The organism is Pseudomonas sp. HMSC076A11 (assembly GCF_001810205.1).
GTDB lineage: Bacteria > Pseudomonadota > Gammaproteobacteria > Pseudomonadales > Pseudomonadaceae > Pseudomonas > Pseudomonas aeruginosa.
This window is the reverse complement of the sequence record NZ_KV800285.1, coordinates 22,193-36,842: the sequence shown is the minus strand read 5'-3', so window position 1 is coordinate 36,842 and position 14,650 is coordinate 22,193. Positions and strand designations below refer to the sequence as shown.

Sequence of the window (14,650 nt, the reverse complement as noted above, 5' to 3'; positions counted from 1 at the left end):
CGCAACGCAAGGAACCAGAAATGAGCGACCCGACGTCTTCCGCTACCGCCGCCGCAGCGCCAACCCTGCGACGCGGCAACTATTTCGGCCTGGGCACCTACCTCGGCCTGGCCGGCGCGCTGCTGGCGATGATCGCGCTGTTCTCGGCGCTGAGCAGCCACTTCCTCAGCTATGGCACCTTCCTCGCCATCGCCAACCAGATCCCCGACCTGGTGGTGCTGGCGGTGGGCATGACCTTCATCCTGATCGTCGGCGGCATCGATCTCTCGGTAGGTTCGGTGCTGGCCCTGGCGGCCTCGGCGGTAAGCCTGGCGACGCTCGGCTGGGGCTGGGGCGTGCTGCCGGCGGCGATGCTCGGGATGGCCTGCGCGACCCTGGCCGGCTGCGTCACCGGTTCGATCACGGTGGCCTGGCGGATTCCCTCGTTCATCGTGTCCCTCGGGGTGCTGGAGATGGCCCGTGGGCTGGCCTACCAGATGACCGACTCGCGCACGGCCTATATCGGCGACGCCTATGCCTGGCTGTCCAATCCGCTGGCGTTCGGCATCTCGCCGGCCTTCGTGATCGCCCTGCTGGTGATGTTCGCCGCCCAGGCGGTGCTCACCCGCACGGTGTTCGGCCGCTACCTGATCGGCATCGGTACCAACGAAGAAGCGGTGCGATTGGCCGGTGTGAACCCGAAACCCTATAAGATTGCAGTATTCGCCCTGATGGGGCTGCTCGCCGGGTTGGCCGCGCTGTTCCAGATCTCGCGTCTGGAAGCGGCCGATCCCAACGCCGGGGTCGGCCTGGAACTCCAGGTCATCGCCGCGGTGGTGATCGGCGGCACCAGCCTGATGGGCGGGCGAGGTTCGGTGGTCAGCACCTTCTTCGGCGTGCTGATCATTTCCGTATTGGCGGCGGGGCTGGCGCAGATCGGTGCGTCGGAGCCGACCAAACGAATCATTACCGGGGCGGTGATCGTGGTAGCGGTGGTGCTGGATACCTACCGCAGCCATCGCGCCCGCAGACAGGGCTGAACGATGGCGACAATGAAGGACGTGGCGGCGATGGCGGGGGTTTCCTTCACCACCGTATCGCATGTGGTGAACAGGACGCGGCCGGTCAGCGACGCGGTGCGCAAGAAGGTCGAGGACGCCATCGCGCAGCTGCACTACGTGCCCAGCGCGGTGGCGCGCTCGCTGAAGGTGCGCACCACCTCGATCATCGGCCTGCTGGTGCCGAACAGTACCAACCCGTATTTCGCCGAGCTGTCGCGCGGCATCGAGGATTGCTGCGAGCGCAACGGTTACTGCGTGATCCTCTGCAACTCCGACGACAACCCGCAGAAGCAGGCCAACTACCTGCGCGTGCTCCAGGAGAAACGTATCGACGGCCTGGTCCTGGCGTCCGCCGGCGGCGACGGCGCGCTGGCCAAGGGACTGGCGAACATGCGCACGCCGACCGTGATCGTCGACCGCGAGGTGGAAGGCGTGGAAGCCGACCGGGTGCAGATCGACCATGAGATGGGCGCCTACCTGGCGACCCGCCACCTGCTCGAACTGGGCCATCGCGACATCGCCTGCATCGGCGGGCCGCTGTCGACCAAGGTCTCGACCCTGCGAGTCGAGGGCTACCGGCGGGCGATGGCCAAGGCCGGCCTGGAGGTGCGCCCGCAGTGGCTGCTGGAAAGCGAGTTCAGCAGCCCCGGCGGCTACCACGCGGCGCTCGGCCTGCTGGGCGGCGAGGGCGAGCGACCGACGGCGATCGTCGCCGGCAACGACATGATCGGCATCGGCGTGCTGCGCGCCGCGGCCGAGCTGAATATCAGGGTGCCGCACGAACTGTCGGTGATCGGCTTCGACGATATCGAGCTGAGCCGCTTCGTGTTTCCCGCCTTGACCACCGTGGGCCAGTCGATCCGCCTGCTCGGCGAGATCGCCGCGCAACTGCTGCTGCAACGCATCGCCGAGCGCGAGGAGCCGATGCAGCGACGGGTGGTGGCGCCGGCGCTGGTCCTGCGCGAATCCACCGCGCCGCCGCTGGTGCGGGTCTGAACCGGGCGCCGGGGGCGCCCTCGCTAGAGAGAGGCTGGAACAAGGACGCAACGATGCAAGCGAAAGTACTGGTGGTGGGCAGCCTGAACATGGACCTGGTAGTGCGCGCGCCGCGCCTGCCACGGGGCGGCGAGACCCTCGCCGGGCAGTCCTTCACCACCATTCCCGGCGGCAAGGGCGCCAACCAGGCGGTCGCCGCGGCGCGTCTCGGCGCTGGGGTGGCGATGATCGGCTGCCTTGGCGACGATGCCTACGGCGACCAGTTGTACCGCGCGCTGCAGGCCGAGGGCATCGACTGCCAGGGCGTCGAGCGGGTGGCCGGGGAGTCCAGCGGGGTGGCGCTGATCGTGGTCGACGACAGCAGCCAGAACGCCATCGTCATCGTCGCCGGCGGCAACGGCCACCTGTCGCCGGCCGTGCTGGCGCGCCACGAACACTTGCTGGAGCAGGCGCAGGTGGTGGTCTGCCAGCTGGAAAGCCCGCTGGAGACGGTTGGCCATGTGCTGCGCCGGGCCCATGCGCTGGGCAAGACGGTGATCCTCAACCCGGCGCCGGCCACCCGCGACGTGCCGGCGGACTGGCTGCCGCTGGTGGACTACCTGGTCCCCAACGAGACCGAAAGCGAACTGCTCTGCCGCCTGCCGGTGGACTCCCTGGAGAGCGCCGGGCGTGCCGCCGAGCGCCTGCGCGAAATGGGCGCCGGCAGGGTGATCGTCACCCTCGGCGCCCAGGGCGCCCTGCTGGTGGGCGAGGGGCGGGTCGAGCATTTCCCGGTGGCGCGGGTCAAGGCGCTGGATACCACGGCGGCCGGCGACACCTTCGTCGGTGGCTTCGCCGCGGCCCTTGCGCGCGGCCTCGACGAGGCGGCGGCGATCCGTTTCGGCCAGGCCGCCGCGGCGATCTCGGTGACCCGCCTCGGCGCGCAGACCTCGATCCCCTCGCGCGAGGAAGTCGAGCGGGCGCTCGCTGGCGAGGCTTGAGAGGGACGGTGCCGTTGCTACCGGCGGATAACGCCTGCGGCGTTATCCGCCCTGCGCAGCTAGGCGAGGATCGCTCCCAGGCTCACGCATCCCTTCGAGGGGTAAGGCATGCCCAGGCTCGAACGGTGGCCCCTCAGAAGTAGTAGGGGAATTTCACGCCGAAGGTGAAGTCCGGCGCGTCCGGAGTGATGCCGATGGACAGGCTGGGCACGATGCTGAACCTGTTGCTCACCGCATAGGTCATGCCCAGGCCGAAGTAGCCGGCGTTGGCGTCGCTGCCGCTGACGGTCTGCCAGCTCTGGCCGTCCTGCTTGACCTTGCTCTTCTGGCTGATCAGCTCTGAGAAGGAGAACGACATGCTCATCTTCTCGTTCAGCGCGAAGGCCACGCCGACGCCGAGTTGGAACCAGTTGCCGAGCTTGACCTTGCCGCCGGTCTTCACGCCTTGCTGCGGGTTGATGTCGTCGAACGACTCTTCGAAGTTGTAGGTATACGACAGGCTGCCGAACAGCACCGCCGGGTCCACCGTCTTCACCAGCGAGATGCCCGGGGTGATCGACCAGACGCCGTTGCCGGTGGGCAGGTCGTCGGGCACGTTGAGGTTGTTGTTGCCCGGTACCTGCTTCAGCTTGATGCCGTAGGGATCCTTGCCGGTGGGCGCCTTGACCCGCAGGCTGACCACCGCGTCCGGGGTGCTCTCGCTTTCGTCGAGGAACTTGTAGGCGACGCCGAAGCTGACGTCGCCCAGGCGTGGGTCGCCGGTCACCGATTTCTCGGTGATCTGCGAGGTCGAGCCGCCGGCGCCGGCGGACTGGTAGGTCGATTCGCGATAGACCACCGGGGCGTTGATATCCACCTGCCAGCGCTGGTTCCAGTTGTAGCGGCCGGTCAGGTCGAGGGTCCAGATGTCGGCATCGATCTGGTCCACGCCGATGTTGCCGAGGAAGATCGAGTCCAGCGCCAGGAAGCCGTTGAGGAACAACTGGCGGGTGTCGTAGTGGCTGTAGGTGAGGCCGGTCTCCAGGCTGAAGGTGCCGCCGCCGAAGAAGCCGCTGGCGTCCTGGTAGATGTTTTCCACGCTGGGCGCGGGCGCGCCATCGTCCTTGAGGCTGGCGCCGTAGGTGCCGGCGACCGCGTTGGCGTCGTTGCGCGCCTGCGCCGGCGGCTGGATCGACTTGACCAGGCGTTGCGGCTGCGGCGCCTGGGGTTGCGCCTCGACCTGGCGCACGCGCTGTTCGAGGACCATCAGGGCGTTCTGCTGGGCCTCGTAGCGTTGGCGCAGCTCCAGGAGTTCCTTCTTCAGCGCCTCGACCTCGGACTCCGTCGCGGCCTGCGCCAGGAACGGGGAAACCAGGGTGGTGGCGCAGAGGACAGCTCGCAGCGAGAGTGTCTGGGTCATGTTTGCCGTTCCGTTTTTATGGCCTTCCGATAGCACAGTGATTTCAGACTAGATCAACTTTCAGTAGCCGCTGGGGCGCAGCGCGCGCAATTGCTCCCAGGCGCAATTCAGTGCCGGATCGGCGCCCGGCCGGTCCTTGAGCATCACCTCGAGCGCCGCCAGGTTCTGCACCAGGTTGCGGTTTCCGCTGAGCGCCACGCTCTGCACCAGGCCGCCGGCGCCGAGGCTTTGCAGGCTGGCGCCCTGGCCGCTGGCCTGGATCGCCAGTTGCAGGGCGCCGCCGTTCGGCGTGACCTTGACCGTGCCGGCCTCGCCGCTGAGGGCCAGCGCACCTTCCAGCGGCGTGCCGCCCGGCAGTGGCGGCGGCGCCTCGCCGTGGCGGACCTCGATGCTGACGCCATTGCTGGCGCTGTTGTGGTCGCCGGCGGTGCGGATGCTCTGGCTGACCCCCTGGGTCTGCGCCAGTCCGGCGCCGCCGAGGACCTGGCCGTTGCCGGCGACGGGTGGCGGGGCGTCGCCTGGCCGATCGACCAGGGTGACGTTGAGGACCGGGCGCGCCAGGTTCTGCCGCACCTGCAGGTCGACGCGTGCGCCGAGGACCTGGCCGCTGGCGTTCTGCCAGGTGCTGCTCATGGTCACCCCGAAGCTGACGATCCGCCCCGGCAGCACGTAGCGCCCGCGCAACTGGGAAAGCTCCTGGTCGCTCAGTTCGGCGGGGGCGAAGAGGTCGCTGGCGGGGGCGGGCAGCGCAGCGCCCAGGCAGCAGGCGAGGACGAAGCAGTGGTGCGTGTACATGGCGTGCTCCCGGAGCATCCGGCTCCTGCGATCAGAAGAAATCGCTCTGGATGAAGCCGAATTCCATCAGTTCGGCGTCCCTGACCGGTTTGAAGCGGTCCAGGCGATTGCGCGCGGTCAGCGGCTCGGGCGGCGTCAGCAGCGGATTGCCGCGGTCGTATCCCTGGCCGATCACGGCGAAGACGATGCCGTTCCAGCCCTTGGCGAACTCTGTCAGCGCGTAGCGTTTGTGCCCCAGCGCCGGGTCACCCACGTACACGTACTCGCCCTGGGTGCGTTGCAGGACGACGAAGTGCTTGTAGCCGCGGATTTCCATCAGCACGATGGCGGGGATCTTCAGTTGTTCCAGTTGCGCCGCCTCGATCCGGTAGCCGCGCGCGCGCATGCCCATGGATTCGACGTAGCGCTTCATGTCGAGCATGGAGAAGCCCTGGGTGCGGACGATCTCCGGGTCGGCGTGGGCGAGCATGCCCTGGATCACCGCCTGCTCGTCGAGCGGGGCGCCGTAGGCCTTCTCCAGGATGGTCGCGAGGGCCGCGGCGCCGCAGCTGAAATCGGTCTTCTGCTCGACCAGGTCGGCGAAGCGCCGCTCGCGGATGCTCTGCACCTGCTTGTAGACCAGGCCGCCGCCGGGCAGGGCGGGAAAGCCGAGGGTCGCCGCCTGGGCGGTGAGGTCGACGAGCAGCAGCAGGGAAAGGATGAGCGTGCGCATGGCCGGTTCCTGTGTCGGGTGGAAAAGGGTTCCGGCTGGCGCCGGAACCCCTGGGCCAGGATCAGAAGCCAAGGCTCTCGCCACCGGCCGGGCAGCTGCTGCAACCGGCGGCGATGGACAGGGAGTTGCTCTGCTGGTTGCCGCCACCGGCGGCGATGTTCACCCCGACGTTGCCCGAGACGTTCTGCAACGAGTTGCTCAGGCTGGCGTTGTTGGTGACCGGGGTCTTGAAGCCGACGATCGCCGGGATGAAGCCGGACACCGTGCCTTTCAGGTCGACGTCGCCCTTTTCCTTGAAGGCGAACGCGCCGCCGTCGTGGTTCAGGTCCTTGGCGCCCTGGGCCTGGCTGTCCACGTCGATGTGGCCGGTATTGCTGCCGCCCGGATGGGTCTGGCCTTCCCAGGTGTCGAGGTAGACGTCGCCGATCTGGTCGGAGGTGCCCTTGTAGCTGCCGTCGGCGTTCAGCTTCAGCGACACGTAGGTGCCGCCATAGGCGTAGTTGGCGCTGTTGACGGTGGTGTTGCCGGTGGAGGTCTGCGACGCGGCGCTACCGGCAGTGCTGTACTGGCCGTTGGAGACGGCGGCGGCCAGGTCGTTCTTCTGCTGGTTGAAGTTGCCGGCGGCGACGTTCACGCCCAGGTTGCCCGAGACGTTGTTGGCCGAGTTGCTCAGCGATGCGGTGTTGGGGTTGGAGTAGTTGTTCAGCGTATTGCCGTAGCCGCTCTGCAGCACGCTGGTGCTGGCGGTCGCGGTGCCGAACACGAAGCTGGCGTCGGCGCTGGCCAGCGCGGCGGCGTTGGCCTGCTGGTTGTTGTCGCCGGCGGCGACGTTGACCCCGACGTTGCCCGAGGCATCCTTGATCGAGCCGCTCACCGAGGCATTGTTCAGCGTGCCGAAGTTGCTGACCTTGTTGTTGTAGTTCTGCTGCGTATCCACCACCAGGGCCGTGGCTCCGCCCTTGTTGTTCGACTGCGGGTTGGGTTTCGGCGGGTGCCAGCCACCTTCGTTTCCGGCGTAGGCCGATACCGACAGCACTGCAGCCATTGCCAGGGCCAGCGGGGTCAGGACCATAGTCGCTTTCATGGCGTTTCTCCTTGCATTTCTGTGCTTAGTGTTGGGCTTGTGTTGGCTTGGCAGAGTCATTCCATGACCCTGACGCTGAGGGTGTTCATCGACTGATTGCCCACCCCAGCGCTCTGGTTCACCTGCACCACGCCGCTGCTCCCGGCGAAGGCGCGATCGTCCGTCGAGACGCTGCGTCCCCCCGGGACCGGAGTGGCCGAACCGGAGACTTTGGTCAGCGCCACGCTTTGCGCGAGAACGCTGTCATCCAGGCTTTCCGGGCCGTTGCTGAGACTCAGCCGGAAGGCGTTGATCTGTTGGTTGCCGAGGCCGGCGCCCTGGTTGACGCCGAGGATGCCGCTGCCGCGCAGCGCCGCCCCCGAGATGCTGGCGCTGGCTGCGATCGGCTGGCTGGCGTCGAGTTGCAGATGCTGGCGCTGGTCGCTGCCGACGAGGGCCGCGGAGCCTACCGCGACGACACGAACGTTGCTCTGTTGCTGGGCGTCGCCGGCGGCCTGGTTGAGGGCGAAGTTGCCGCGGTAGGTGCCGCTGTCATCGATGCTGGCGCGATTGCGTGAGGCCAGCGGGTCGGCCTGGAGCGACGCGATACAGGCGAAGGCGAGGAGGAGGGCGGACAGGCGCTTCATTGACCACCCCCGAGCATCTGCAGCGGTGCCAGGCCCTGCTTGAGGCTGCCGTTGATCTGCCCGGCGAGGCCTGCGCCGGCGCCGCCTCCCGCGCCGTGGGTGGTGCCGAGGTTGCCGACGGCCTGGACCGTCGCCGGGTTCGCCGGCTGGCTGGCGAAACCCGGCAGGGCGCTTCCGGTGAGAATCATGCTGCGAATCCCGGAACCGCTGGTCACGATGGCGAAGTCGGCATCGCCCAGTTCGCGGCTCACGGTATTGCCGCTGGCCGCCCCGTTGGCGAGGGCGTTGACCTCGGCGGAGACGTTGGTGTCGACGACGGTGGGATGTGGGTCGGGCACCATGCTCGGACGGTAGGCGACCCGTGGCTGGACCTGGCGCTGGACGACGATCGTACCGTCCGCCGCATGCGCGGGGAGGCTCACCGGCACGGAGCCGACGATGACCAGCAGCGCTGGAACGACGATGCGTAGCGAACTCCCCGACATGATGGCGCTTCCTTCGTTGGCGCTGAGCCCTAATCAGCGTTGGCAGGGAGCGAGCATGGGGCGTGCCGGTTTTGCGTTTTCCTTGTCAATCAAGGGCTTGGAGGTGAGCGCCGGGGGAACCTGGCGGACAGTGTTGCATCCGTGCAACAGCAGGCCCGCCGACCATGGGGTCAAGCCTGCCGGGGAAGCGCCCGGAGCTGTTTCAGCGCCGAGACAGCTTTCCGCGGCGCCGTCGCGAAACGCTCTGCGCCAAGGGCCGGACTGTGCTGGCGGTGTATCGCTGGCGTGACAGGGCCGGCCCTTCAGCCGTCCCGGAGCAGCCCTTGCACTGCGGCGAAAGCCTGGCGCCGGCGCTCGGCCCAGTCGCCGGCGATGGCGCGGTAGGGCTGCCGATGGCGCTCCAGCCAGGCTTGGCATTCGCGGTGGAAGGCCTGGCGCTGCGCCAGTTCCGGCTGGCAGCGCTGGCCGTCGGCGCTCCAGGCTACGCCCTCCGGCGAGAACAGCAGGTGCAGGTCGTAGCGCCGCCGCAGCAGGGCGGGTTCGAGCCAGTCCGGGCAGGCGCCGAAGAGAATCCGGCTCCAGAGGATGTTGCTCAGCAGGTGGGTATCGAGGATCAGCAGCGCCGGCCGTTCCGCGCGAGCGGCGTCCTCCCAGGCCAGTTGCCCGCGGGCGATGGCGGGGATGTCGGCGTAGCAGGTGTCGCGGCGCTGTTCGTCGATGAAGTGGCGGACGTACTCGCCGACCACCCGGCCGCCGAAGCGGGCCTGGAGCTGCTCCGCAAGCCAGCTCTTGCCGCTGGATTCGGGCCCGGTGAGTACCAGCACCTTCATGCGGCGACGCCCTCGCGCAATGCCGGGTCGCGGCGCCAGGTCCGCCAGCCGTGGATCGCCAGCAGGGTGAAGAGGGCGTAGAGGGCGGCGGTCAGGTACAGCGCCTTGCTGGCGAAGAGCGCCACGAACAGCACGTCCACGGCGATCCACAGGGCCCAGCATTCCAGGCGCTTCTGCGCCATCCAGCATTGCGCCACCAGGCTGAAGGCGGTCAATCCGGCGTCCCACCAGGGACTGGCGGCATCGGTGTGGTTGGCCATCAGGTAACCGAGCGCGACGCTGCCGACCAGGCCCGCACCGAGCCCGTAGAGGCGCTGCGCGGCGTTCAGGCGGCTCACCGAGCGGCCGTCGTGGTCCTGCCCGCCGCGGGTCCACTGCCACCAGCCATAGAGCTGTAGCGCCGCGTAGACCATTTGCAGGAGCATGTCCGAATAAAGCTTCACCTCGAAGAATATCCAGGCGTAGAGCGCCACCATCACCAGGCCGATAGGCCAGCACCAGGGATTCTGGCGGACGGTCAGGTAGACGGCGATGGCGCCGAGCGAAGCGGCGAAGAGTTCAAGGGGTGACACGGAAGGCCCTCATGCGACGAGGACGCATTGTAGCGAATGTATCCGGCGCTTCGCGAAGACCAGGGCGGAGGGGACGGGCGCGGACAGATTTGTTCAGACGCCGGCTGGCAAGAATTCCAAGATTCCTGGCCGGCCGCTCTGGTAGCATGCCCGCCGGTTTCGACTTCGGCAGTGGGGGAACTGGTCGGGTTCTTCGGAGTCGTAAGGCCTTCATAAAAGACGGCGAGTGTATCGCCGAGAACAACGAAAGCTCGTTCGGGACAGTAGTAGAAGGGGGAGAAACATGGAGTGGTGGACTGCTTTCCAGGCGTTCATCCTGGGCGTCGTGGAGGGGCTGACCGAGTTCCTGCCGATTTCCAGCACCGGGCACCAGATCATCGTCGCCGACCTCATCGGCTTCGGCGGCGAACGCGCCAAGGCGTTCAACATCATCATCCAACTGGCGGCGATCCTCGCTGTCGTCTGGGAATTTCGGGGAAAGATCTTTCAAGTCGTCCGTGACCTGCCGAGCCAGCGCCAGGCCCAGCGTTTCACCGCCAACCTGCTGATCGCGTTCTTCCCGGCGGTAGTCCTCGGCGTCCTGTTCGCCGACCTGATCCACGAGTGGCTGTTCAATCCGATCACCGTCGCCCTGGCGCTGGTGGTGGGCGGGGTGGTCATGCTCTGGGCCGAGCGCCGGAAGCATGTGATCCGCGCCGAACACGTCGACGACATGACCTGGAAGGACGCCCTGAAGATCGGCTGTGCCCAGTGCCTGGCGATGATCCCCGGCACCTCGCGGTCCGGCGCGACCATCATCGGCGGCCTGCTGTTCGGCCTTTCGCGCAAGGCGGCCACCGAGTTCTCGTTCTTCCTGGCGATGCCGACCATGGTCGGCGCGGCGGTCTATTCCGGATACGTGTACCGCGACCTGTTCCGCCCCGAGGACCTGCCGGTGTTCGCCGTCGGCTTCGTCACCTCGTTCGTCTTCGCCATGCTGGCGGTGCGTGCCTTGCTGAAGTTCATCGGCAACCACAGCTACGCGGCTTTCGCCTGGTATCGGATCGCCTTCGGCCTGCTGATCCTGGCGACCTGGCAATTCCACCTGATCGACTGGAGCACCGCCGGCGAGGTGTGAGGCCCGGGAACAGGCAAGAGGCGCGGCGCGAGCCGCGCCTTTTTTCGTCTGGCCGCCGCGGGTGGCTAGAATGCAGCGCGAAACGGGTAGCGAGCGAGTGGATGTGGATATGGAAAAGCCGGGCATGATCAGCCGCTGGTATGACGACAAGGGCTTCGGCTTCATCCTGCCGAAGACCGGCGGGGAAGAAGTCTTCCTGCATATCTCCGCGTTCCGCGGCGACCGCCGTCCCCGCCAGGGCGACCAGGTGTGGTTTCTCGCCAGCCAGGATGCCCAGGGCCGCCTGCGCGCCGAGAGGGCGCGGCTGGACGCGCTGACCATCGATCCGCCAACTGTCCGCCGTGGCGCCCAGGCGCCGGTGACGCGGGCCCAGGCGCGGCCGGCGCCGACTCCGCCGAGCGCGTTGCAGCGCCCGTTGGCGAAGCTGCTGGTCCTGCTGATCCTCTGCGTGCTGCCGGCCGCTGGCGCCTGGCGGATGTACCTGGACGGACAGGCCCTCTGGCCGCTGCTGGCCTATCCGCTGGCCAGCCTGCTCGCATTCGCCCTCTACTGGCGGGACAAGCGCAGCGCCGCACGCGGCGACTGGCGTACCCCGGAGGTCCGCCTGCACCTGTTCGAGCTGCTCGGCGGCTGGCCTGGCGCGCTGGTCGCGCAGCAGGTATTCCGCCACAAGACCCGCAAGCTCTCGTTCCAACTGGTGTTCTGGGGCATCGTCCTGCTGCACCAGCTGTTCTGGCTCGACAGCCTGCTCGGCGGGCGCCTGTCCGCCGCGCTGTTGCAGTGGATCGGCTGAACGGCGCGGCTCACTCGCGGGCGCGGCGGTAGGCCGGGCCGGTCTCGCCCGAGGGGCGTTGCAGGGCTTCCACGAGAAAGTCGATCAAGGCACGGATCGCCGGAATCTGGCTGCTGCGCGGCAGGTAGGCGGCCTGCATGGTGCTTTTCGGCAAGGTCCACTGCGGCAGGATGCGCACCAGGCTGCCATCGGCCAGTTCCCTGTCGCAGTAGCCTTCGGGCAGCAGGGTGACGCCGAGGCCGGCCACGGCGGCTTTCTTGCGCAGGACGAAGTCGTCGACGCCCAGGCGCGGTTCGCGTTCCAACTGGTAGCGGCTGCCATCCGGCCCGATCAGGGTCGCGTGGACCTTGCGGTCGTTATGAATAGCGCCGAGGAAGGGCAGGTCTTCGAGGTCTTCCGGATGTTCCAGGCGACGCCCGGCGATCAGCGACGGGGCGGCGAGGATCTGCGTGGTCGCCGGAGCCAGGCGCCGGCAGACCAGCGCAGGGTCCTCGTCGCCGAGTTCGCGCACGCGCAGTGCCACGTCCACCCCCTCGTTGAGCAGGTCGACCCGGCGGTTGGTCAGGAGGATTTCCAGCTGGACCTGCGGGTGTCGTTCGAGAAACCGCGGCAACAGGTCGGCCAGGTTGCTCGAAGCCATGGCCACCGGTGCGGAAAGGCGCAGCCGGCCACGCGGCTCGACGCTCAGCTCGGCGATCACCTGTTCAGCCATCTCCGCTTCCAGCAGCAGGTTGCGGCAGTGCTGCAGGTAGCGTTCGCCGACCTCCGTGAGCGCCAGCTTGCGTGTCGTGCGGTGCAGCAGGCGCACCTGAAGGCGCTCCTCCAGCTCGGCGATGCGCCGCGACAGGCGCGACTTGGGAATCCCCGTCTCGCGTCCGGCCGCGGCGAAGCCGCCGCATTCCACCACCTTGGCGAAGTAGTAGAGGTCGTTGAGGTCGTGGGGCATGCAGGCGCTCCGCTGGGGGGAAAAACAGATTGTCCTATGTGTGGGACGAATAGTCATGTTTCTACCGACTAATCGTCGATTGGCCTTGCCGGTAGGATGCAAACCACTCGATCGCCACACTGCGATCCCCCACTTTCAGGAGCGAGACATGAAACTTTTGCATATCGATTCCAGCATCCTCGGCGACGCCTCCGCTTCCCGCCAACTGAGCGCCGAGCTGGTCCAGGCCTGGCGGCAGAACGAAGACGGGCTTGACGTCACTTACCGCGACCTGGCCGCCGACGCGGTGGCGCATTTCTCCGCCCTGACCCTGGCCGCCGGCAGCACCCCGGCGGAGCTGCGCGATGCCGCGCTGAAGCATGAAGTCGCGGTGGGTGAAGAAGTGCTGGAAGAGTTCCTCGCCGCCGACGTCGTGGTCATCGGCGCGCCGATGTACAACTTCACCATCTCCAGCCAGCTCAAGGCCTGGATCGATCGCATCGCGGTCGCCGGCAAGACCTTCCGCTACACCGAGAACGGCCCGGTTGGCCTGGCCGGCGACAAGAAAGTGGTGATCGTCTCCACCGCCGGTGGCGTGCATGCCGGCCAGCCGACCGGCGCGGCCCACGAAGGCTACCTGCGCACCGTGCTGGGTTTCTTCGGCATCACCGATATCGAAGTGGTTCGCGCCGAAGGCCTGGCCTATGGCGAGGAGCCCCGCGCCCAGGCCATCGCCGTCGCCCGCCGGCAGATCGCCGGGCAGTTCGCCGCGGCCTGATCCCCGCGTCATCGGAAAACCCCGCTTCGGCGGGGTTTTCGCGTTGTGCGCAGCGGCGCGCTGCGTGTAGATTGGCCGGACAATTACAAGCACAAGGAACCGGCCTGTGAGCGCGTGTTACTGCCGCAACTGCGGCGCCCGAGCGACCCGTCTCGTCGAGAACGGCATCTGCGAAGCCTGCAAGCGGCGCTCGGACATCAATCCGAAGAACGTCCTGATCGCCGCCGCCCTGATCGTCTACATCGGGGTGAACGTGGCTGCCTACATCAAGGACCACCCGCCCCGCGAGCTGACCGCCGAACAGCGCGAGAAGATCGCCGAGGGCCAGCGCCTGGCGACCCGCGCGGCGATGATGGCCGGCTACGTCGACTGAGTCGCGCTCCCCATAGGCCCTGCGCGTCCATGCCGGAATGAAAAAGCCCCGCGGATGCGGGGCTTTTGCGTTGCGCGACGGGGACTCAGACGATCACGCCCTGGCTGCGCAGGTAGTCGTCATAGCTGCCGCTGAAGTCGGTCACGCCGTTCTCGCCCAGCTCGATGATGCGGGTAGCCAGTGAGGAAACGAATTCGCGGTCGTGGCTGACGAAGATCAGCGTGCCCGGATAGTTGTCCAGCGCCAGGTTCAGCGCCTCGATGGACTCCATGTCCAGGTGGTTGGTCGGCTCGTCCATCACCAGCACGTTGGGGCGCTTGAGGATCAGCCGGCCGAACAGCATGCGGCCCTGCTCGCCGCCGGAGATCACTTTCACCGACTTCTTGATCTCGTCGTTGGAGAACAGCATGCGGCCGAGGGTGCCGCGCACCAGTTGTTCGCCGCCCTGGGTCCACTGGGCCATCCAGTCGAACAGGCTCATGTCGTCGGCGAAGTCGTCGGCATGGTCCTGGGCGAAATAGCCGACGTCGGCGCTGTCGGTCCATTTCACCTCGCCGCCATCCACCGGCAGGTCGCCGACCAGGCAGCGCAACAGGGTGGTCTTGCCGATGCCGTTGGGGCCGATGATGGCGACGCGCTCGCCGGCCTCGACCTGCAGGCTCAGGCCCTTGAACAGCGGCTTGCCGTCATAGCCCTTGCTGATGTTTTCCACGGTCACCGCCTGGCGGTGCAGCTTCTTGTATTGCTCGAAGCGGATGAACGGGCTGACCCGGCTGGACGGCTTGACCTCCTCCAGCTGGATCTTGTCGATCTGCCGGGCGCGGCTGGTGGCCTGCTTGGCCTTGGAAGCGTTGGCCGAGAAGCGGCTGACGAAGGATTGCAGCTCGGCGATCTGCGCCTTCTTCTTGGCGTTGTCCGACAGCAGGCGCTCGCGGGCCTGTTCGGCGGCGGTCATGTACTCGTCGTAGTTGCCCGGGAACAGGCGCAGCTCGCCGTAGTCCAGGTCGGCCATGTGGGTGCAGACGCTGTTCAGGAAGTGGCGATCGTGGGAAATGATGATCATGGTGCTGTTGCGCGCGGTGAGCACGCCTTCCAGCCAGCGGATGGTGTTGATGTCCAGGTGGTTGGTCGGTTCGTCGAGCAGC

General features: G+C 67.4%; 17 protein-coding genes. 7 read left to right on the top strand and 10 right to left on the bottom strand.

Annotated features, from left to right (window positions below):
* Window positions 1–20: 20 nt before the first annotated feature.
* The 3 genes from HMPREF2716_RS07350 to rbsK are packed head-to-tail and all read left to right on the top strand — an operon-like array spanning window position 21 to window position 3,016.
* Window positions 21–1,019 (top strand): ABC transporter permease, encoded by a 999-nt coding sequence (locus tag HMPREF2716_RS07350; RefSeq protein ID WP_003088303.1) that lies wholly within the window; start codon window positions 21–23, stop codon window positions 1,017–1,019.
* Window positions 1,020–1,022: 3 nt separating this feature from the next.
* Complete coding sequence (locus tag HMPREF2716_RS07345) at window positions 1,023–2,036, top strand: LacI family DNA-binding transcriptional regulator (protein WP_003119158.1); 1,014 nt, start codon at window positions 1,023–1,025, stop codon at window positions 2,034–2,036.
* A 53-nt stretch (window positions 2,037–2,089) separates the two neighbouring features.
* Window positions 2,090–3,016, top strand: a complete 927-nt coding sequence (rbsK, locus tag HMPREF2716_RS07340; protein WP_003088307.1) for a ribokinase — start codon at window positions 2,090–2,092, stop codon at window positions 3,014–3,016.
* A gap of 133 nt (window positions 3,017–3,149) precedes the next feature.
* On the opposite strand, the gene HMPREF2716_RS07335 is transcribed toward rbsK, so the two are convergent.
* The 8 genes from HMPREF2716_RS07335 to pnuC all read right to left on the bottom strand — a co-directional run bounded on the left by HMPREF2716_RS07335 (window position 3,150) and on the right by pnuC (window position 9,519).
* Window positions 3,150–4,415 (bottom strand): transporter, encoded by a 1,266-nt coding sequence (locus tag HMPREF2716_RS07335; RefSeq protein ID WP_003088309.1) that lies wholly within the window; start codon window positions 4,413–4,415, stop codon window positions 3,150–3,152.
* A 60-nt stretch (window positions 4,416–4,475) separates the two neighbouring features.
* Window positions 4,476–5,228, bottom strand: a complete 753-nt coding sequence (locus HMPREF2716_RS07330; RefSeq protein ID WP_003121981.1) for a hypothetical protein — start codon at window positions 5,226–5,228, stop codon at window positions 4,476–4,478.
* Window positions 5,229–5,241: 13 nt separating this feature from the next.
* A complete protein-coding gene (locus HMPREF2716_RS07325; protein WP_003117395.1) occupies window positions 5,242–5,922 on the bottom strand; it encodes a C39 family peptidase in 681 nt (226 codons plus the stop codon).
* Window positions 5,923–5,983: 61 nt separating this feature from the next.
* Window positions 5,984–7,006: a hypothetical protein gene (locus tag HMPREF2716_RS07320; protein WP_003113480.1), complete on the bottom strand. Its 1,023-nt coding sequence runs from the start codon at window positions 7,004–7,006 to the stop codon at window positions 5,984–5,986.
* A gap of 56 nt (window positions 7,007–7,062) precedes the next feature.
* On the bottom strand, window positions 7,063–7,632 hold the full coding sequence (locus tag HMPREF2716_RS07315; RefSeq protein ID WP_003113479.1) for a hypothetical protein: 570 nt from the start codon (window positions 7,630–7,632) through the stop codon (window positions 7,063–7,065).
* Window positions 7,629–8,117 carry a hypothetical protein gene (locus tag HMPREF2716_RS07310; protein ID WP_003113478.1) on the bottom strand — a complete coding sequence of 163 codons (489 nt, stop codon included), beginning with the start codon at window positions 8,115–8,117 and terminating at the stop codon, window positions 7,629–7,631. Before HMPREF2716_RS07310 ends, HMPREF2716_RS07315 begins: the two co-directional genes overlap by 4 nt.
* A 302-nt stretch (window positions 8,118–8,419) precedes the next feature.
* Window positions 8,420–8,947: an AAA family ATPase gene (locus HMPREF2716_RS07305; protein WP_009876313.1), complete on the bottom strand. Its 528-nt coding sequence runs from the start codon at window positions 8,945–8,947 to the stop codon at window positions 8,420–8,422.
* Entirely contained in the window at window positions 8,944–9,519 is a 576-nt protein-coding gene (gene pnuC / locus HMPREF2716_RS07300; RefSeq protein ID WP_003088324.1) for a nicotinamide riboside transporter PnuC, read from the bottom strand. Before pnuC ends, HMPREF2716_RS07305 begins: the two co-directional genes overlap by 4 nt.
* A gap of 283 nt (window positions 9,520–9,802) precedes the next feature.
* On the opposite strand from pnuC, the gene HMPREF2716_RS07295 reads away from it, so the two are divergent.
* Both HMPREF2716_RS07295 and HMPREF2716_RS07290 read left to right on the top strand, forming a co-directional pair.
* Complete coding sequence (locus HMPREF2716_RS07295; RefSeq protein ID WP_003113476.1) at window positions 9,803–10,636, top strand: undecaprenyl-diphosphate phosphatase; 834 nt, start codon at window positions 9,803–9,805, stop codon at window positions 10,634–10,636.
* A gap of 70 nt (window positions 10,637–10,706) precedes the next feature.
* A complete protein-coding gene (locus tag HMPREF2716_RS07290) occupies window positions 10,707–11,429 on the top strand; it encodes a DUF1294 domain-containing protein (RefSeq protein WP_010895592.1) in 723 nt (240 codons plus the stop codon).
* A 10-nt stretch (window positions 11,430–11,439) separates the two neighbouring features.
* On the opposite strand, the gene HMPREF2716_RS07285 is transcribed toward HMPREF2716_RS07290, so the two are convergent.
* A complete protein-coding gene (locus tag HMPREF2716_RS07285; protein ID WP_003119152.1) occupies window positions 11,440–12,375 on the bottom strand; it encodes a LysR substrate-binding domain-containing protein in 936 nt (311 codons plus the stop codon).
* Between the two features lie 148 nt (window positions 12,376–12,523).
* Here HMPREF2716_RS07285 and azoR2 point away from each other — a divergent pair, with 148 nt between their 5' ends.
* Both azoR2 and HMPREF2716_RS07275 read left to right on the top strand, forming a co-directional pair.
* Entirely contained in the window at window positions 12,524–13,132 is a 609-nt protein-coding gene (gene azoR2 / locus HMPREF2716_RS07280; protein ID WP_023518786.1) for an FMN-dependent NADH-azoreductase AzoR2, read from the top strand.
* 106 nt (window positions 13,133–13,238) lie between these two features.
* A complete protein-coding gene (locus HMPREF2716_RS07275) occupies window positions 13,239–13,505 on the top strand; it encodes a hypothetical protein (protein ID WP_003088334.1) in 267 nt (88 codons plus the stop codon).
* Window positions 13,506–13,590: 85 nt separating this feature from the next.
* Here HMPREF2716_RS07275 and HMPREF2716_RS07270 read toward each other — a convergent pair.
* Window positions 13,591–14,650 (bottom strand): ATP-binding cassette domain-containing protein (locus HMPREF2716_RS07270; protein WP_049266480.1); only part of this gene is annotated, 1,060 nt, incomplete at its 5' end.